Raw genomic sequence first — 20,272 nt, 5'->3', positions numbered from 1 at the left:
ATCGGTTATTTCTATCACTTATTGCTTTTAATCAATTTATCATTATTTACGTCAAGTACATCTAATAAAAAGATAAAGATCGGTATCCCGATAATAAGCCCCCATATTCCGAGGAAGTGCTCTGAAAAGATGAGAATCATAAATGTATAAAAGACAGGCAAATTCGTTTTTGCAGACATAAATTTTGGATTTAAAAAATAACTTTCAAGAGCGTGAATCACTGTAATGAACACTAGTATGTACAAAACGTACATAACCCCACCTACGTTATAGGCAATGATACAAAGTGGAAACAGTGAAATGATTACGCCGGCAACAGGAATCAACCCTAATAAGAAAATCATAACAGCTAATACGAGAAGCTGTGGAAATCCTAAAACGATTAATGCAATGACAGTCAGGATACAATTTACAACTGCAATTAAAAATTGTGCTTCAATTACTTTACCGAACGACCTTGCAAACCTTTCACCAAAATATGCAATCTCCTCATAAAAAATCTTTAGTTTACTCTCTTTAAACTTAGAAGTAAATGTAATAATACGCTCTTTTTCTAATAAGAAAAATAAGCTTAATATTAGAGACAATAATATTTGTAAACTCACCTTTCCTATATTCGCTATCGATTGATAGATGACATCTACACCTTGTTCTATATATTTTGATACTTCCATTCCATTAATTGTCGAAAGTGCATATTTAATGATCTCATTATCCGGTGGATTTTGAAAAAACAGTTTAAATTGATAAATCAATTGTGAAATTTGTATCGTTAGCACAGGCAAATATTTATACAATGTCGTGCCGATAAAGGAAACTAATATTATATACAAACATGCGATAACAATTTTTCGATTCACTTTCAATTTCTTTGAAATAAAACGTTGAAACCGATCCATTAAAAATGTCAGTATAAACGTAATTAATATTAAATTGATCATACTTTTTAATCCATATAATACAAACGCTAATATTATTAAAACGATAAACCGTTGAAACCCTCTACTTCGAAAAAAATTTTTCACTTCATTCATTAAGATTTAACCTCCCCCTTCTATGGATGTAAATTTGATATATTACAAAACGAACGTATTCATTGTAATACTATTACATTTTATGAACTTCTATAGACAATCTTTCTTACTAATTTGGAAGAATCCTTTTTTTCTTTTTTAATGTCTGATTTTTTATCTAATCCTTTCCTAAAAACTATTTTTAAATTCTATATTTTAGGAGAACGTCTATTTTTAGACTGTTGTTCATACGCATATCCAATATTGAAAAGTTCTTTTTCACCAAACTGCCTCCCGACAAATACAACACCTACTGGCTCTCCATTTTTATCATAGCCTGCTGGTACCGCTAATTCAGGATAACCAGCTACAGCTGATAAAAGAACTTCATCGTTATTAATCATGACTAAAGCGTCCAATCCTTTTTCTACTAAATATCTATCTAGCTCTTTCCTTGCATTTTCTTGACTCGTTTGAACTACTTTTTCAAATTCATCTTTCGTTATAGCAGATTTTTCAGAGCCCTCAATTAATGTTTGTCCATATTTCATTCTTCTTTTACTATCTTTTTTATTAAACGCTATAATCTCTTCTAACGATTTTACAGGCACATTTTTTTGCTTCGAAAGATAGTCGTTAACATTATGTTTGAACTCATATTCTAATGTTTGCAGATTATCTACACCCTCGCTACTTAACTGAATATCATCAGTCAATATCGCACCGGCATCTTGAATGTCTTTTCTAATCTTTTCTGCTACTGCTTTTCTATTTTCATCTTGTTGATCTACAGAAAAAAGAATCCCTATCTTTTTTCCTCTTAATCCATCTATTGATAAATCATTCGTATAATCTATTCTATCTCTATCTTTCATTTTTTCTGTCATAGCATCTTTTTCATCATAACCTACCATTGTATTAAATAACGTTGCCGCGTCTTTTACCGTTCTTGCCATTGGCCCTGCAGTATCAAGTGCTTCAGCTAATGGGATAATGCCAGCTCTGCTAACCATACCTAACGATGGACGTAACCCAACTACAGATTGCTGCGTCGCTGGTGCGACAATAGATCCCGTCGTTTCTGTCCCAATTGCAAGCGGTGCAAAATCGGCCGCAACCACTGTAGCAGACCCCGAACTGGATCCTGATGTATCAAATGTAATTGGACCGTACGGATTTAAATTTTGCCCTTTCTTCCCGCTATATCCACTTGGCATTGTAAAAGATAAATAATTCGCCCATTCAGACATATTTGCTTTACCTAAAACAAATGCCCCCTCTTCTTTCAACTTCTTCACAATCGTGGCATCTTCATCTGCAACCCAATCTTTTAATACAAAAGTGCCTGCGCTTGTCGGCATCACTTTTGCAGTTTGTACATTATCTTTTACGATGACAGGAATGCCGTATAAGTTCGATTTTTTATTTAACGACCTCTCTTTATCTAACTTTCGTGCTTGCTCTATTGCATTTGGATTAATCTCTGTAACAGCATTTAATGATATTCCATTTTGGTCATGTTCTTGTATTCTAAAGAGATAAATACTCGTTAATTCTTCATATGATAATTTTCCATCATCGACCATATTTTGAAGTTCATCCACAGTTGCATTTACAACTGCTTTTTCTTTTATCTTTACATTATCTATGTTGATCCCTTTAAGCTGGTTATGTATCGGCTTTAACACTCTGTCTTTATCATATACAATACGCTCTGGTTCCTTTGGAAAATAATTTTTATACACGTAATATCCACCGGCACATACCAATAGGACAATACCTCCGGCGATAGACAACGTTATCTTTACCCACTTTTTCATGTTGCTTCCTCCACTCTTACAGTTGCTCAGTTATATAAAAAAGAGAGTTACCTTTTACTTAACTCTCTCCAATCAAAATGTTAAATGAAAAAATGAATGATTTCAATCTAATCACTTCTTTTTTTGCATTTGCTTCGCTAACATTTCTTTCACTTGATTATACGTTAATCCTGAATTTTTATTTAAACGTTTTACTTCCTCGACATCAGTACCTACCACTGTATATTTTTTCTCGTCATTCATTTTCCTACTTCCTTTCTCACCTGACTATTTGTTATATTCCTTCCCTAAATGCTTATAAATTAACACTAATACAAAAAAGGAAGCTGTTTCTAAGCACAGCTTCCTTATCGTTACATATTGTATTTCTTAATAAAATTTCACTACATCTTCAGTAGGTAAGAATGTTCTTTCTGCTGGCTGTTCATTTGGTTCACCAAATGGCATTTGACCTACTAAGCTCCACTCTGCTGGAATGTTCCAAGTTTCTTTTACATCAGCATCTACGATTGGGTTGTAATGTTGCAGTGATGCGCCAATTCCTTCAGCAGATAATAGCATCCACACAGTATGTTGTAACATTGCATTACCTTGATGAGACCAGAATGGGAATTGATCTTTATATAACGGTGCATTTTCTTGCATTTTTTCTACAGTTGCTTGGTCTTCAAAGAATAAAACTGTACCTACACCTGTATGGAAACCTTTTAGTCTTTCTACAGTCGCTTCAAAGTTTTCTGCTGGTACGCGTGATCTAAGCGTTTCTTTTACGATATCCCAAAACTTTTCATGCTCTCCATCCATTAATACAACCATACGGCTACTTTGCATATTAAAAGATGTTGGTGCGTGTAAAGCTGTTTTTAACACTTCTTCAATTCTTTCTTTCGTAATCGCATCGTTTTTTGTTACTTTACGAATTGAACGACGGTTCACGATTGCTTCTTTTAAATTTGTTGTAGTTGCTGACATTTTAATTCCTCCAAATATTTGTTTTATTATTTATTTTGTTATTTCATAACAATCGAATTAGCAATATCCATCGGTATTACATTGCACACCTTCAAATGAATTTGTTTTATCCTTTTCAATTTCTTTATCAATGACCCTTTCTAGTGTTTCTTTACTAGCAAGCCCTTGAATGACTTCATCTCCAATCATGACAGTTGGAACAGCCATAATATTCGCTTCATCATATGCGTGCTGAATTGCTTCTTGATGCTTTTCTTTATATTTACGAGTTACTAAAGCATCTTTAAATTCCGCCTCAGGAAGTCCTACTTCTACCGCTAATTTTGTTAACACATCAATATCTTCAATGTTTTGCTCTTCTTGGAAAAATGCTGTGAATACGCGGTGATGATACTCATTACCTAGTCCACGTTCTTTCGCAAATTGACATCCTTCGAAAGCTAAATGCGTATATGGATGTGGGGAAACACGTGGCAAACGCATATCAATTCCTAACTTCTTCGCTGTCGGAAGAATGAAAGCATCCCATGAACCTAATTTTTCTGGCTCATTCCATGGGTCTATTTTTGAATATGGACTTGGACGTAATTCAAATGGCATCCATTCAATCTCTACATCTTTCTCTTTCACTACCTCATCTAATGGACCTTTTGCTAAAAAACAAAACGGACATATAAAGTCTGAGTATACTTTCATTTTTACAGTCATAATTTTTACACCTTACCTTTATAGTTGTAATCAATATAGTTACATCTATAATAAAAAAATATAGATAATATTTTAAGCATTCATTTTCTCTTGTAAAGATTCAAACAACTGCTCCATCGAAATATTTTTCAAAACTTCTTCCATCGCGGATTGTGCTTGAATTAATATAACTTCTAACACCACTTGAATATTCGCTCCAATTGGACAATCTGGATTTGGTTGCTCGTGAATATGAAATAGCTTGTCTTCTTCGACTACGTTCACTGCATGATACACATCTAACAATGTGATTTCATGTAAATCCTTTAATAATCCCGCACCACCTGGCCCGCGATTTACGTAAACAAATCCAGCTTGTTTCAAGTACGACATAATTTTACGGATTACTACCGGATTTGTATTTACACTTTCAGCCATATAGTCTGAAGTACAAAGTGAAGATGGATTGTTTTTCAAAATAGATAAAATATGAACAGCTATAGAAAAGCGGCTACTAATTTTCATCGTCATCACCACCTCGATGTAATCATTATAGTTACAACTAAAAAATAAGTCAATCCTTTTCACAGATTTTTTATAAGTAAATTAAAAAGTGTCCCATTATGATATATGAGACACCTCTTTTTATTCTGCAAATAGCGCTTGAAATTCTTCAATAAATAGCTGCACAGCGATTGAAGAATCCTTTAATGAAGGAGCAGCTAAAGCAATTTCTCTCCATACTTGTGGTTCCAATTCTCTCGTTTGCACATTTTTTGGTAAATTCGTTAAAGATAATTCAGCCAATATTGCAATGCCTAATCCTTCTTGAATCATATTTAAAGCTGTAGTAACTGTCGAAATTACATACTCAGCCCGAAGTGGTACGTTTGCTTGTTTAAACATATCAATAATGGGTGGTTCGTATCCACCCTTACATAATATGATCGGTTCATTCTCTAAATCACTAATTGTAATAGCGTCCTTCTTACAGAGAGGATGATCCTCTCTTAAGATAACAACCATTTTCCCCTTCGCTAATGGAACAATCTCCATATCTTTATTAGGCAAAATAACAATTCCTATATCAATAACCCTCGATACTAACCAATCTTCAACTTCTTTAATCGTTCCTTCACAAAGAACGACTTCTAAGTTCGGATACTTCTCCTTAAAAAGGTTTATCATTTTGGGTAAGAAATGTGCAGAAGCGCTCGGAAAACTCCCAATTCGAATCGTCCCAACTTCGTGTCCTTTCTCCATCGCAACTTCTTGCTCAATTTTCTCAATTCCATTCAATATTTCTCTAATATGAACAAGAATTCTCTCTCCTACGTCAGTAACAATTAAACCTTCTCTCTTATCACGTATAAGAATCGTAATATCTAATTCTGACTCAATACTTGAAATGGCATGACTGACAGCAGGCTGTGTCATATTAAGTGCTTTTGCTGCTTTCGTAAAACTACCTAATTCAACCGTTTTAATCAAAACTTGTAGTTGTGTAATGGTCATAACTAATCACTTATACCCCTTATAAAAAAGATTCATTTTATTTATCACAGTCGATATCATATCATAGTGAAATGAAATACAACAAGGAGGTCTTACCGTGACACAGCTTTCTCGAACAAAAACGGCCATAATCCTTACTTTTCTCGTTATTATGTGGGGAATTAATTGGCCTTTATCTAAATTTGCCTTGCATTATACACCACCTGTTTTATTTGCAGGCGTTAGAACTTTAATTGGGGGATTCATTTTACTTATTTTCGCATTACCGAAATACAAAGAGCTACATTTAAAAGAAACTTGGCATTTATACGTTATTTCTTCTGTACTTAACATCATTATCTTTTACGGACTACAAACTGTCGGTCTTCAATACATGCCCGCTGGATTATTTTCCGCAATTGTATTTCTACAGCCTGTTTTACTCGGCATTTTCTCGTGGATATGGCTTGAAGAATCAATGTATGGCTTAAAAATTTTCGGTTTAATTCTAGGATTTATTGGCGTGGGGGTTATTAGCTCTAGTAGCTTAACCGGCCATATTTCTATCATTGGAATCCTTCTCGCATTAGGTTGTGCGATTGGATGGGCACTGGGTACAGTATTTATTAAAAAAACCGGGCACCGCGTTAATGCTATTTGGATGGTAACACTTCAGCTTATTATTGGAGGTGTTTGCTTAGTTGGATTTGGATCAGAGTTTGAAAGCTGGTCTAGTATCGCTTGGAGTATGCCATTTGTTAGTGTGCTACTCTTTATTTCGTTCTTTGTTATTGCAATGGGATGGCTCGCTTACTTCACACTTGTTGGAGCTGGTGAAGCAAGTAAAGTTGGAGCTTACACGTTCCTTATCCCTCTTATCGCTATTATTGTAAGTTCAATTTTCTTACATGAGGCCATTACAATGAGCTTGTTTATCGGTCTATTATTTATTGTCGTGAGTATTTGCTTTGTAAATATAAAGCCGAAAACACTTGCTGTAGGGCAACAAGTTGAAGTGAAATAAATAAACGTGAAAAAGAGCCTACTATTTGTAGGCTCTTTTTTATACCTTACTTTTTACGACGTACTACAAAAACAAACGTACTTACCGAAGATACAATCGCTAAAACTGATAACACAATTGCTATTGTTTGCATATTACTTGTACTTTCATTCTTTCCCACACTAGATACTTCCCCATGTTCCCCAGTTAAGGACTTACCTTTTGCAATTGTAGTAACTGAATGCGGTTTTTCAGCTTTCTCATCGCCTGTCCATTCAACAATTTCTCCGTCTTTATATTGTTGATATGCATCCCAAGCTATCTTTTGTTCTTTATCTGGGTTTTTAGCAACGAAAGTAAATCGTTGGAACTGACCAGATAAAATCCCTTCTCCTGTTGCTTCCCATACTACAGTTTTAACTTTTCCAGCTGCATCTTTTTGCTCTTCCACTTTCCATCCTGACACTGGTTCATACTGTTGAAACTCAACGCCGGACGGTATTTTTAGTGTGACTTTTGTTGTTGCCACATTTTTTTCAACTGGTACCTTTATCGTGTAAGTCTCCCATGAGTTAGCATCCGAAGTTGCTGGTTGCACAGTTACGTGAGCGCTAACAGGTAACGAAAAAATTCCCATTGCAATTATTGTTGCGATCATTGTTGTTCCTAATTTTTTTATACGCTTCATTTTCTATTAACTCCTTTTCATCTGTAACGTCTCTTTATCCCGCTATTTGTGGGCAGTAAGACTCCTACCCCAAAATTCTGCTGGAGCAAAGAATCTGGGTAGAAGCCCTGCTGCCCCCGTAAAAGCCGATTGGTGAAGGCTAATAATCAGTGGGAGATGCCCCCTCCTACTGATTAAAGTTTCACTTTATCTGCCACCTACAATAAATTTATAATCAGTATCGAAGCTATCAAGAGATTTTGTTAACCCGTGAACTTGTATATTCCAATTTCCTGTCATGTTAATATACATACCTTCCGCTTCATATTCTCCCGGTGAAATTGCTGAAACTTTAAATGAACCTTGGCCCATATTCATATCTAACGATTGAGTCGTCAATATAATTTGTTCCATATTAGTAACAGGCTGTCCATTCTCATCCTTCAAAGTAATATGAAATGTATTCTGTCCTACCTTATTAGGGCTTACATGTAAAGTAAGTTCATATCCATTATCTAATTGTTTACTCTCTGTAAAAGGTCCAGTAGGAGGCATCAGCGGTGTTTGCACGTTTGTCATAAAAGCTACGATTATGAAAACGATAATTCCAATGATCAACTCTATTTTCAGCGTAGCACCTAATCCTTGCCGGGCTCGCATTTTCCCTTTCACATAATGAATAATTCCCAATATCCCCATGAAAACGAATAAAAGTATCTTTGCTAATAATGCTAATCCATACTTCGTATCAAATAGGGAATGAATCGTGGGAATAAAAAATGTACTGTTAAAAAGACCCGTTAATACAATGACTATGACAGCACCTGTTGCCCATGTTGAAAAACGCTTAATTGCATCCCAATATGTAGTCCACTTGTCATCCTCTTTACGTAAAAGAAGAATAATTGATGATAGACCGCCAACCCATAACGAAGCTGCGAATAAATGTAGAAAGTCCATAACGACAGCAATGTCTTTAAACTTCAAACCAAATGCGTGACTATTAAAGGCTTTCATAACGAGTAACCCAATAAAAAGTAATATTGGAATGCTCCATACTTTAAACGATGAAAGTTTCTCACGCTTCACAGCAAAATAAGTAACAATGATAAGCAGACTAATAAGAGCCATTTGAGTAATCCATACATAACCAAAAACAGATAGTTGCAATGTTTCTTTTAATAATAGTGGATCAAATGCTTCTAACCACGAAACATCAGCATTTATTTTCGCTTGCAATGGTAGATTGCATAGTAAGCTAATGAATATACCTATTAATGATATCCATATTATTCTCTTACTCCTTGAGTGAACTTCTATTACATTCCCTTTATATATAATAAGATTAAAGAATAGAACTCCTAAAAATAGTGAGAAACTTGTATATAGAACCCCGCGTTCCATAATCATATCGATTTGCGGGACATACCCCATCTCTTCTACTTGTACATCATCTGCTCCCGCTTCGGTTAACCCAATCTGGAACGGAATAACTCCTTGAATTGGATGTCCATCAGCTGAAATAGCTTTCCACTGAATAGAATAGAGACCGTCTTTAAGATTCTCTTTTACCCCTGCCTCTAATAGTTTTTTGTTTCTTTTATCAATATGAGCATCTTTTAAATCTACTCTTTTACCTGAGGTATCTCTTACAAACAATGTATTAAAATGTGAAACTTGTATATCCTCATCAAATTCGATTTTCACGACAGTTGGTGCTTTTTTCAACGTTTCATTTTCCATAGGATTTGATTTCACAACATATGCATGAGCAGACGCGCTTTTTGGTATCAATATAATAAGCACACATGCTATTACTAGCCATGCCCCTAACCTTCTCATTACTTTCACACTCATTTCACTTCTTTCTTCTTCATCGCTACACTTTCATTACTTTATACTTCCTAGTTTGATTTTCTGACGAAATATTAACCTGATTAAGTATAAATTTCCATGCTATATAATACTTACTTTCTCCCCGCTTTTAAACTACCAATATAATAGTAACTACCCTAATTAAAACAACTTATATTTTTAAAGTAGATTGTAATTATATCATAAAATATATTTATGTAAGTTCCCTAAGAAGAAAAGTTCTCGTGAATCATTTGTGAAGAAAATGTGAAATACATAAAGTGAAACTTTAATCAGCCCTCACCAATGGCGCTTTTACGGGCAGTAAGACTCCTACAAATAGCAGGATAAATTAAAAGGTGTTACGTAATAACGTAACACCTTTTAAAAAATATCCTTCTTCTATTTCTCTTCCGGATAATCACAATACTCAATAATCGTTCCTTCTGTATCCGCTGGGTTCAGGTAAATTAATCGTCTACCATGTTTATTCATTCGAAGTGTATGCTCTAATGTTCGAATACCTTGTTCTTTTAATTCTTCTAAAGCCACATCTAAATCATCGACACGATACGCAACGTGGTGAACACCTTTCCCTTTTTGTTTTATAAAGCGTGCTATTGGCGACGTCGTATTATTCGTCGGTGCAAGTAGTTCAATTCTATCTCCATCCACTTCTATAATAGCAACTTCACTTTCCACACCTGGTGCTTCACTTACGTAACGATCTATTAATTTCCCTGATAGAACCTGTTCATAAAAACGTATCGTACTATCTATATCACGAACTGCGATTCCGATATGATCAATTGTTTTTTTCATTTTATTTCCCCTACTACTTTATTTTTTACTCCTTATTAATAGTAACAAAAAAAGTTATAGAAACAAGTTCTATAACTTTTTCAATTAACTTATTTTCTTGTCCGCTCTAGTTGCAGGTTGAACTTGTTTTTTCACTTTTAAAACGCTAATGCCATATCCGATAAATCCACCGATAATCGCTGGGAAGATCCAGCCTAATCCTACTTCCTGCATCGGAAGGAATTTAGTGAACACTTGGCTTACTACTTCAATGTTAACTCCAGCTGCACTTAATCCATCGAATAAGCTGATGATAAATGTTATGATTAAACTCACTTGATAAACTTCAGCTCTTCCTTTAAATAGTGAATGGAAGAATGTTAAGAAAATCAATACAATTGCTAGTGGATAAATTGCTGTTAATACTGGAACAGAAACTGCGATTAATTGTGTTAATCCTACGTTTGCAACAATTGCACTAAATACACATAGCGTAATTGCAATTGCTTTGTAAGGAACATTTGGGAATAACTTATGGAAGAATGAAGAACATGCTGATACAAGTCCCACACTAGTTGTTAAACAAGCTACTGTAATCATTAATCCTAATAATACTCCGCCATATGATCCGAAATAGTAGTTAGAAACTTTCGCTAATACTTCTCCGCCGTTCTCTAAATGTCCAAGCTTTGCAACACTTGAAGCACCCATATAAGAAAGTGCTGTATAAATAATTGCTAAAATAGATGCTGCAATGATTGTCGCTTTTGCACAAACGACCATAATCTGTGTTTTCGTTTTCGCACCTTTTTCTTTAATTGCATTAATGATGATGATTCCGAATACGAATGATGCAAGCGTGTCCATTGTTAAGTATCCTTCTTGGAATCCTTTAAAGAATGCATGTGATGTATACCCTTCCACTGGTGCTTGCATATCTCCAATTGGATGAATAAAAGCAACGATTACTAAAATACCGATGAATGTCAATTTAATTGGCGTTAATATTTTTCCAACAATATCGACAATTTTCGCAGGATTTAGCGAAAAAAAACAAGTGATGCTAAAGAATATAATTGTGAAAAGAATTAAAGGTGTAGAACCTAATCCTTCTGGCATAAAAGGCTTAAGACCAATTTCATAAGAAACATTACCCGTTCTTGGTATTGCAAATAACGGACCGATCGCTAAGTATAAAACTGTTGTAAACACAATCCCGAATACTGGGTGAGCACGACTTGCTAATGACTGTAAATCATCTTTACCCGAAAAACCAAATGCTAGTACACCTAGTAATGGTAATCCAACACCTGTTACTAAAAATCCAGCGTTAGCAATCCATACATTCTCTCCTGCCGATTGACCTAGCATAGCTGGGAAAATTAAATTTCCGGCTCCAAAAAATAGTGCAAATAACATTAATCCAATAACTACTATGAACGAAAACGGTACTTTATTCGCCATAATATAACCCCCATTCAAATTTCCTTATCTCATTTTCCAATTTTAACTAATTGAATTTTCTGAATATTTAATTTAAGTATTAACTATTCTTGAACTCATTATAATTCGCTATATAATATTTTGCAATACTATTTTCAAACTTTTCTTTTATTTTATGAATATACATTTTTTAACATAGAATATAGACTAAAAAACCAACATGGTCATCCATGTTGGTTTTTCCATTTACTATCAGTAATTAAAATTTCGCAGCTACTTTTTTAACGTTTTCTATACCATCTTCAACAATTTGTTGTGAGCGATCTGGATATTGATTGTGTCCTTCAATTACCACTGTTTCTGGATTTGTAATTCCCCAGAATCCAAGTACAGTTGTTACATAATTAACCGCCATTTCCATAGGAGCCATTTGCTCTGAAGAATAATCTGAACCACGAGCACCTAGTACAACTACTTTCTTATCACCAGCTAAACCTTCCGGACCATTTGCTGTATATTTAAACGTTTTTCCAGCTTGAGAAAGGTATGAAATATATGTGATTAATGGTGCGGGTACTGTGAAGTTCCATAATGGGAACGCAAATACAACTTTATCAGCTTCTAAAAACTGATTTAAATATTGATCTACTGTTGCTACAGCCTTCTCTTCTTCAGCTGTTAACTCCATTCCTTGACTACGTTTATATCCACCTGAAATTGCGATATTTCCGTAATAAGGAAGATCTAATGCAAATAAATCTAACTCTGTAATTTCTGTATTTGGGTTCGCTTCTTTATAAGTACTTACAAATGTTTCATACATTTTTGAACTAATTGCTTGCTCCGCTGGACGATCGTTCGCTTTTACAAATAATACTTTTGACATTGTTTTATTCTCCTCTACTTTCGTAATTTCTTCTTTTTTACCAAATAATGAGCTAAATAGTCCCATTTTCTTCACCTAATCTTTCTTTTCATATTCATTATTCATCATCATAAAAATTCTTATTCTAAGAAAAAGTTCGAATAGAGACCTTCATTTCAGGAATCTATAACTTTTTGTTATTTAATTACCTTATATAAGTTATTGTAATATAGTCACTTACTTTAGTCAAGTAACTTTTAATAAAAAATAAAGTCTCGAATTGAAAATAATAATAAAACACCAAATACTACTTTATTACTTGTATAATTAACTTAGAGAGGGAAATTCATATTTAGAAAGGATTTATTCATGAGCACTATAGAAAAGATTCAAACTTTTATTATTCTATTTGCTGTTACATGCGGCATTGTACTCGGACAATTTAATATCATACATATGTATTCAGACAAATTTATTGTCCCCTTCTTATTTTTCATGTTATATGGATTATTCCTCAGCATCCCATTGAAAGAGATTAAAAACGGATTTCGCAATTTAAAATTTGCAGGAACAAGCCTTACCATTAATTTTTTATGGACGCCTTTCCTCGCTTGGGGATTAGGTGCATTATTTCTTTCAGATCACCCAGCACTTTGGGTTGGGTTTATAATGTTAATGGTTACTCCATGTACAGATTGGTACTTAATATTTACTGAAATAGCGAAAGGAAACGTAGCGCTTTCCACAGCGATTTTGCCTGTAAACTTAATTTTACAAGTATTATTGCTACCTGTTTATTTATTTTTATTTGCCGGTGTAATGAAGACTGTAGCGGTTTCTATTCTAATAGAAAGTATCGTAATCGTTATCGTCTTACCATTTTTACTTGCACATGCTACAAAATTCATTATGAATAAAATGAAAAACGCTGAAACACTCGAGAATAAAATCATTCCGTTTTTCAGCTCTGCTCAAATTGTATTTTTAAGTTTAGCAATTGTAGCGATGTTTGCATCACAAGGTAAATATTTACTCCAAAATATGAATGTTGTTTTATTATTACTCATTCCTGTTCTATTGTTCTTCATCATTAATTTTTTACTAGGACAATTTATCGGGCGCATCCTGCATTTATCTTATAAAGATACAGTAAGTTTAAGCTTAACAACATTAGCAAGAAACTCGCCTGTTGCGCTCGCTATTGCTGTGACTGCTTTTCCAGACGAGCCTCTTATCGCACTTGCACTCGTTATTGGACCGTTAATTGAGTTACCAGTACTTGCTTGTGTTTCACAAGTGTTGTTACTTATTAAGAAAAAACGGCAATACGCATAATAAAAAGCGTCCCACTTTGGGACGCTTTTTATTGTCGAGAAATTATATAAATGCAAAATTGAATTATCGGCTCTAAAAATTTTATACGTTATAGAAGATTGACTTTTCGTTACATTAACAGATCCTTTTTAATTAAAAAGGATAGGAAAAGTAAATATAACAAACGCTGCCCAAAGTCCGTAGATTGGCAAATACTTCGTAACGGCATCTTGGATAGGTAAAGGTCCGGATTTATTTTGTAGAAAACGCATATAAGAGAGCATAATCCAAATTAGATTTGCCCAAATCAGTATATTTACTCCTAAAACAGCAAGTCTATTAGGCGTAATACCATAGGAAGAAAGTCTGAACACGATAGCTGACAAAGCCACACTGTCAATAATAAGCGCAAGAACAATTAAGACAAAATTTATATAATCTGAAATGTTCTTTTTCTCATCTGAGTCGCTCTCAACAATGGAAAATATAGTAACAGCCAATACAACAAGAAGTATTCCGTTGAAGACCATCAAGAAATTGCGGTCCAAAAATGGATTTTTCCCAACCCATATAACCGTTATAAGATAGATCAACAAGGTGATCAGGACAAGCGGACTAAAAATTTTAGCTATATAGGGGGTAATATTTTTAGCAAACTTAAGATTCATTGATACTAAGTATGCAGCCACAATAGCGAGAGCGGCAGCACCAAATAAAACAACATTACTAAAATAGAACTCTCCTATATCCAAGTCAACAAAACTAAATAACCGCATGGTGAATACTGCTAGTATCATTCCGCTAACTGCCATGCTGGCGTAAAGAATACAATATTCCAAATTAAATTTAATATAAGCTAACCTTGTACTGCCTTTTGAATATTCATTTCCTGTAAACGCAAGCCCTACCAATACCCATAAGAATATAGGAAGGTGTAAATAAGCAAGGATAATACTGTCTTTATCATTTAATGGCAGCATATTAAGATAAAGCCCAGAAATTAGGAACAACGCTGCAAGGGAATAAATAATACTTTTTTTCGGAGTATTATTGTAAACAAAATAGGCAGCAATAAAAGGGATTATACCAAAAGCCAGATTAATGGGAGCAATTGCTTCCTGTTCGACAAAGTGGAAAATGATTCTGGTGCTTAATCCGGCTAGAATAGCTAACATGCCCATGAATAAGAAACCCTTTTGAATCAAGGAGGGCTTTCTTGTATTTCCCTTCTCCTTGAAATGTAATCTTTCATACCAAATACCCAGAACCTGAGAATCCGGATTTTGTTCCCATGCTTGTGAGAATGACTTTTTAAAAGCTTTCGGGTCTTTTCTATACATTCTCTCCAACTCATGAGGGTTATCCATATTTTCAATAATCAAATTGTGACTGTTCATAGTTTTACCTCCTCTATAAAAAACAACGTTGTTACCTTTTCCATAAAAAGCAACTCGCTTTTTTATTCTGATTTTGATTTTAATATAAATTTTATTGTTTTACAATAAATTTTTATTATTTTAGGTGATATTTTTGTTGTATATTTTTATTCCAAGCAAAAACAAAAAGCATTCCTCATTCAAAGAAATGCTCTATAACTTTTTATAAACATCGGTGTAAGCTACAGTCAGTTTTGAAACTTCCTCAAGTAAAGAACTTTTTATCCCGGCTCAATTTTTCGTAAGATGTCTTTATTACTTGATTGAAGACTATTTTTGCTTTGTTCATATCTCCTAATCAACCATTTCCCAAAATTGAGATGCTACTTTGGAAATTCTTTGGTCTTTTAATTTTACTATTACAGGTTCTAAATGAAAATCAAATTGTTTCAATTCAAAAAGCGTTGTATGTTCTAAAAATGATGATGTGTAATCCATTCTTGGAATAACGGATAATCCTAGTCCTCTACTAACAAGTGCTACAACCATCCGTATATCTTTACACTCGATAATGATATTTGGCTTGACTTGATGTTCATCAAACACCTTGAAAAGGTCTTCATTGAAGGAGAGCCCTTCCATTGCTCCTAGCATAACGAATGGGAACTGGGCAATCTGTTCGATCGTCACATGCTGTGATGAAAACGATGTTGCCCAACTTGATGGAATAATCACAGCGGTTGGTTGTTTTTTTAATATTTTCATCTCATATTGTTCACTATTGCCCAATCGTAAAAGTAAGGCAACATCAATTTCTCTTTGTTCTAGTTTTTTTAATAATTCTTCTGAATTTCCAGTTACTATTTTTATTTTGACATTAGGGTATTGTGTTCTAAACGTACTAACATAGTCAATGAGCATATTCGAACATGTAGACGATACACCGATACTTACTGTTCCGCCTATACCTTGTTCAATTTCTTGAATTTGCTGCTTTACATCTTGAATTTGCATTAACATTTGATTGGCATATTGGTATAGTATTTCACCTGTTGCTGTAAGCTCCCATTTTTGACGATATCGATGAATTAAAGTTGTGCCAAGATCAGTTTCAAGCTTTTTTAATAATTGGCTAAGCGGGGGCTGCGCGATATGGAGCACTTCTGCTGCTTTAGAAATGCTTCCTTGTTTCACAATTTCTTTAAAGTAATATAATTGCCTGAAATCCATTGTATCTCTCCGTCATATGTTTTTTGATATGATTAGTTTATCATATATATATTTTTCATATGTCGAATTTGGCGTTATATTTAATTCTATAGCTATAGTCTTTATATTGATAATATTAACTAGAAAGTGAGAGATACTATGAATCATTGGAACAGAACCTTGAAGCGCATCTTCTTATACGTGCTCGGGTTATTTTTTATGTCGATTGGCATTAGCATGTCGATTCAAGCAGGATTTGGTGTATCGCCTGTGTCATCATTAGCATATGCAAGTACGCTAACGATTGGTTTATCGATTGGTGTGACAATGGCGCTTGCAAATGTTTTATACATTATCATTCAAGTGATATTAAGTAAACGAATGGAGTTAAATGAATTTGTGAGTCAATTCATTATTTCGTTTTTATTTGGTTTTTTCATGGATGCAACGCTCTTCCTTGTCCAACTTTTCCCTGCACCTGAAACTCTCCTTGCTCGAAGTGTATATTTGATTGTTAGTTTATTTGTTATAGCAGTCGGTTTAATGGGCTATACAACAGCGAAACTGCCATTAATGCCGTATGATGCATTAACTTATGCAATTAGTGAAAAATTTAATTTAAAATTCGGTAAAGCAAAAATTTTGAGCGATTTAATAAACATTTGTGTAGCTGGTGCACTTTGTATAATTTTTATTCAATCATTAGGCTCAATAGGAATTGGCACACTAATTGCCGCCTATTTTATCGGCAAAATTTTAGGGTGGATGATACCGTATTATCAACCACCTCTCCAACAATGGGTATTTAAAACAGAAAAGGCTGCCCAAGGAATCATAATAAAGTACAGGAAAAATAGATGAATCAAATTCCTCAGCCGAAATCAAATAATGAATTTTGCACCTTATCAAGTGCCAGTCCACATTAGGAATGGCACTTCTTTATTACTGCCTTTTCTTTGACCTTCTATCACTTTGGTTAAATGATAAAACAAACATTGTATTAAAACTAAACTGCCGTTTAGTTAAAGAAGAATCTTTAAACTTTTTTATATTTTAAAAGACTTTATTGCTACTTAACACTATTTCATACCACCTTTTCAAACAATTATTTCAAATAAATTTTAGTGCTAGTATACAAAACCCTGTAAATATAAAATAAAAAAGCATGACATAAAATTGTCATGCTTTTTCTTTTCTATCTATATTTTCAAATCGAATACAGAACATTTTACTCGGGAAAGAGCTTTGTCACTTGTTGAAACTACTTAATTCTCAAACACAAAATTAATCTTATTATCTTTCCACTCTAACTTCGCATCAAACGTTTTCTCGCCCTTTTTAAAGCCTTTAATTAAATCGGTCTTCTCACCTTTTAAGAGCTTTGTCATATTCTTTTGCGAAATTGTTTTACTTAATATTTTCTTCGAGATGGTAAAGTCACATTGTGTTGTATTGTAATTGGAACAACCGTAAAACGTAGATTTATCAATTACATCACCATCGCATTTTTTACAACTTCCAACCTTTTTACCTGTCGTAAATTTCGATCCTTTTCGATCAATCGATTCAACATGTAATCCAGTGAAATCCCATTTCTCCGACATTTCTACCGCATCTTCAATAATTTTAGCTGATAGCTTTTTCGTTTGTTCCATAAATGTAGCTGGTGAAGCGGTACCTTCTCCGATCTCTGCAAGACGTTGTTCCCATTTTGCAGTCATTTCCGGTGAAGCTAGTATTTTGTCGCCGATTGCTGTAATTAATACTTTTCCCTTATCAGTCGCATACACTTGGTTTTTCTGCACATCTATATATTTACGGTCTTTCAGCATCGTAATGATGCCGGCACGAGTCGCTTCCGTACCTAAACCTTCTGTTTTCTTTAATACTTTCTCCAGCTCTTCATTCTCTAAATACTTACCTGCCGTTTTCATTAACGTAATAAGTTGTCCTTCTGTATAACGCTTCGGTGGCTGTGTTTTTCCTTCTTTCACTTTCACCTTTACAACTTTTCCTTGGTCACCTTCAGCTACAATTGGAAGAATCGTTTCGTCATCTTTATCGTCTTGGAAAATAACTTTACGCCAACCTTCTTGTATTTGCTGTTTTCCTTTCGAAATGAACGCAGCACGTTCGTCTACAAGAGTTGTAATTGTTGTGTAGTCAAAGATTGCTACTTCATAATGCGCCGCAATAAGTCGTCTTACGATCATATCGTAAATTTTCTTTTCATCGCCTGATAATTTGCTTGGATTGGTAACTTGTTCTGTCGGTATAATTGCGTAGTGATCTGTAACTTTCTTTTCATTCACATAACGCTTATTGTTCATAATCGATTCAACCGGAGCCGGTAATAAACCTTTATATTCATCAAACTGACTTAATTTCTGTAAAATATCAGGGAACGTCGCTGCTTCTCCTTGTGTAACATAGTTAGAATCCGAACGTGGATAAGAAACTATCCCTTTTTGATATAGTGCTTGCGTTATATCAAGCGTCTTTTTCGGCGAAAATTTAAAAGCTTTATTTGCTGTCGCTTGCAGTGCTGATAAATTAAATAAAAGCGGCGGCTGAAACTCTTTACGTTCCGTTTTCATTTCCTTCACTTCTGCCGGTTTCCCTTGACAAAAAGCCGCAATTTTATTCGCCATATCAGGGTCTTTTAAGCGGGATTCATTATCCTTCTCCCATTTCCCATCATATTTCTTCCCTTCAATATTAAAGGTTGCGAACACTTCCCAAAACGGCTCTGACTTAAAGTCTTCAATTTCTTTCTCACGCTTTACGATTAATGCGAGTGTCGGTGTTTGTACACGTCCGGCGGAAAACACATCATTCATTCCCTTTTTCTTTAGCAAAATGCTAAAAACACGCGATGCATTCATACCAACAACCCAGTCGGCGCAAGATCTTGTATATGCTTCGTAATACGTATTAATCGTATCTGCTTCATCTAGTAAATTTTTAAATCCTTGATAAATGGCTTGCTTCGTTAAAGATGAAATCCAAAGACGTTTCATCGGCTTTTGCACGTTACAAAGATTAATAATGTTTCGTACAATTAATTCCCCTTCGCGCCCAGCATCGCCTGCGTGAATAATTTCTGTTACCCCCGGATTATGTAACAGCTGTTTCACTACATTAAATTGCTTATACTTTGACTTTGTTACTTCAAATTGAAAACGTTCTGGAATCATCGGTAACGTATTAAGTGACCATTTTTTCCACTCTGCATGATAATGTTCTGGATTACATAACTGCGTCAAATGACCAATTGCCCATGTACAGTACGCTCCATTTGGAAATAACTCATTTGCTTCTACTTCTAAATATCCATCTTTTCGGCGATATTTAAACTGTGAAACAAGAGCCAAACCTTGATCTGGTTTCTCGGCAATAATTAATTTCATTGTATAACTCCCTATCTGTATTCCAGTGTTACTTTCATTGTATATATGTTTAGAAGCGATGATAAAACAACAATCTTATTTATCATTCGCGGGTCGCTCCCAAAAATGGGATAACTATAATATTATACGCTTTTTCTTTATTGCTTCACAATAGGAGAGTTGCATTATCCAAGTATCCTCTCTTAATTCGTCTTTCGTAACATGGTAATTGGTATTTCTAGATTTCATGATTTTATAAATAATTCTAAATCTATTCACATCTAAATTAGCTACTACATTTCAAAAGATGAGACTTCTCTTTTCTATATGTCCTTGAAGTAAAAAAATGTGATTTGATATTACGA

Annotated in this window: 18 protein-coding genes; 3 read left to right on the top strand and 15 right to left on the bottom strand. The window is 34.3% G+C overall.

Annotated elements, in window-relative coordinates:
* Positions 1–14 precede the first annotated feature (14 nt).
* The 7 genes from MHB70_RS08495 to MHB70_RS08465 form a co-directional block, all read right to left on the bottom strand.
* A complete protein-coding gene (locus MHB70_RS08495) occupies positions 15–1,034 on the bottom strand; it encodes an AI-2E family transporter (protein ID WP_001006567.1) in 1,020 nt (339 codons plus the stop codon).
* Positions 1,035–1,222: 188 nt separating this feature from the next.
* On the bottom strand, positions 1,223–2,833 hold the full coding sequence (locus tag MHB70_RS08490) for an amidase family protein (RefSeq protein ID WP_061529882.1): 1,611 nt from the start codon (positions 2,831–2,833) through the stop codon (positions 1,223–1,225).
* A 111-nt stretch (positions 2,834–2,944) separates the two neighbouring features.
* Positions 2,945–3,076 (bottom strand): hypothetical protein, encoded by a 132-nt coding sequence (locus MHB70_RS08485; RefSeq protein WP_000997344.1) that lies wholly within the window; start codon positions 3,074–3,076, stop codon positions 2,945–2,947.
* A 126-nt stretch (positions 3,077–3,202) separates the two neighbouring features.
* Complete coding sequence (locus MHB70_RS08480; RefSeq protein WP_001277038.1) at positions 3,203–3,805, bottom strand: nitroreductase family protein; 603 nt, start codon at positions 3,803–3,805, stop codon at positions 3,203–3,205.
* Positions 3,806–3,862: 57 nt separating this feature from the next.
* On the bottom strand, positions 3,863–4,513 hold the full coding sequence (locus MHB70_RS08475; protein ID WP_000216688.1) for a DsbA family oxidoreductase: 651 nt from the start codon (positions 4,511–4,513) through the stop codon (positions 3,863–3,865).
* A 72-nt stretch (positions 4,514–4,585) separates the two neighbouring features.
* Complete coding sequence (locus tag MHB70_RS08470; protein ID WP_000704077.1) at positions 4,586–5,017, bottom strand: Rrf2 family transcriptional regulator; 432 nt, start codon at positions 5,015–5,017, stop codon at positions 4,586–4,588.
* 120 nt (positions 5,018–5,137) lie between these two features.
* Positions 5,138–6,007: a LysR family transcriptional regulator gene (locus MHB70_RS08465; protein WP_000156755.1), complete on the bottom strand. Its 870-nt coding sequence runs from the start codon at positions 6,005–6,007 to the stop codon at positions 5,138–5,140.
* A 97-nt stretch (positions 6,008–6,104) separates the two neighbouring features.
* Between MHB70_RS08465 and MHB70_RS08460 the strand changes: the two genes are divergently transcribed.
* Complete coding sequence (locus tag MHB70_RS08460) at positions 6,105–7,010, top strand: DMT family transporter (protein WP_000192823.1); 906 nt, start codon at positions 6,105–6,107, stop codon at positions 7,008–7,010.
* Positions 7,011–7,056: 46 nt separating this feature from the next.
* On the opposite strand, the gene MHB70_RS08455 is transcribed toward MHB70_RS08460, so the two are convergent.
* The 5 genes from MHB70_RS08455 to MHB70_RS08435 form a co-directional block, all read right to left on the bottom strand.
* Positions 7,057–7,677, bottom strand: a complete 621-nt coding sequence (locus tag MHB70_RS08455; protein WP_061529881.1) for a YcnI family copper-binding membrane protein — start codon at positions 7,675–7,677, stop codon at positions 7,057–7,059.
* Positions 7,678–7,863: 186 nt separating this feature from the next.
* Positions 7,864–9,513 (bottom strand): copper resistance CopC/CopD family protein, encoded by a 1,650-nt coding sequence (locus MHB70_RS08450; protein WP_000114317.1) that lies wholly within the window; start codon positions 9,511–9,513, stop codon positions 7,864–7,866.
* Positions 9,514–9,912: 399 nt separating this feature from the next.
* Positions 9,913–10,332: a VOC family protein gene (locus MHB70_RS08445; protein WP_000750859.1), complete on the bottom strand. Its 420-nt coding sequence runs from the start codon at positions 10,330–10,332 to the stop codon at positions 9,913–9,915.
* A gap of 84 nt (positions 10,333–10,416) precedes the next feature.
* Positions 10,417–11,775 carry a branched-chain amino acid transport system II carrier protein gene (gene brnQ / locus MHB70_RS08440; protein WP_001284765.1) on the bottom strand — a complete coding sequence of 453 codons (1,359 nt, stop codon included), beginning with the start codon at positions 11,773–11,775 and terminating at the stop codon, positions 10,417–10,419.
* A 238-nt stretch (positions 11,776–12,013) separates the two neighbouring features.
* Entirely contained in the window at positions 12,014–12,706 is a 693-nt protein-coding gene (locus MHB70_RS08435) for an FMN-dependent NADH-azoreductase (protein ID WP_061529880.1), read from the bottom strand.
* 282 nt (positions 12,707–12,988) lie between these two features.
* Between MHB70_RS08435 and MHB70_RS08430 the strand changes: the two genes are divergently transcribed.
* The gene (locus tag MHB70_RS08430) at positions 12,989–13,954 is read left to right on the top strand and encodes an arsenic resistance protein (protein WP_000103793.1); all 966 of its coding nucleotides are present in this window, start codon (positions 12,989–12,991) and stop codon (positions 13,952–13,954) included.
* Between the two features lie 128 nt (positions 13,955–14,082).
* Here MHB70_RS08430 and MHB70_RS08425 read toward each other — a convergent pair whose 3' ends face one another.
* Both MHB70_RS08425 and MHB70_RS08420 read right to left on the bottom strand, forming a co-directional pair.
* Positions 14,083–15,330 (bottom strand): DUF4153 domain-containing protein, encoded by a 1,248-nt coding sequence (locus MHB70_RS08425; RefSeq protein WP_001084256.1) that lies wholly within the window; start codon positions 15,328–15,330, stop codon positions 14,083–14,085.
* Between the two features lie 333 nt (positions 15,331–15,663).
* Entirely contained in the window at positions 15,664–16,539 is an 876-nt protein-coding gene (locus MHB70_RS08420; protein WP_000347550.1) for a LysR family transcriptional regulator, read from the bottom strand.
* 138 nt (positions 16,540–16,677) lie between these two features.
* On the opposite strand from MHB70_RS08420, the gene MHB70_RS08415 reads away from it, so the two are divergent.
* On the top strand, positions 16,678–17,379 hold the full coding sequence (locus MHB70_RS08415; protein WP_001017072.1) for a YczE/YyaS/YitT family protein: 702 nt from the start codon (positions 16,678–16,680) through the stop codon (positions 17,377–17,379).
* Between the two features lie 404 nt (positions 17,380–17,783).
* On the opposite strand, the gene topB is transcribed toward MHB70_RS08415, so the two are convergent.
* Positions 17,784–19,928, bottom strand: a complete 2,145-nt coding sequence (topB, locus tag MHB70_RS08410; RefSeq protein WP_000766747.1) for a DNA topoisomerase III — start codon at positions 19,926–19,928, stop codon at positions 17,784–17,786.
* Between the last annotated feature and the right edge of the window lie 344 nt (positions 19,929–20,272).

Source organism: Bacillus sp. FSL M7-1020 (assembly GCF_038050415.1).
Classification (GTDB): Bacteria; Bacillota; Bacilli; order Bacillales; family Bacillaceae_G; genus Bacillus_A; species Bacillus_A toyonensis.
Note: the sequence above shows the minus strand (reverse complement) of the source record. Positions and strands in the feature narration are given on the sequence as shown.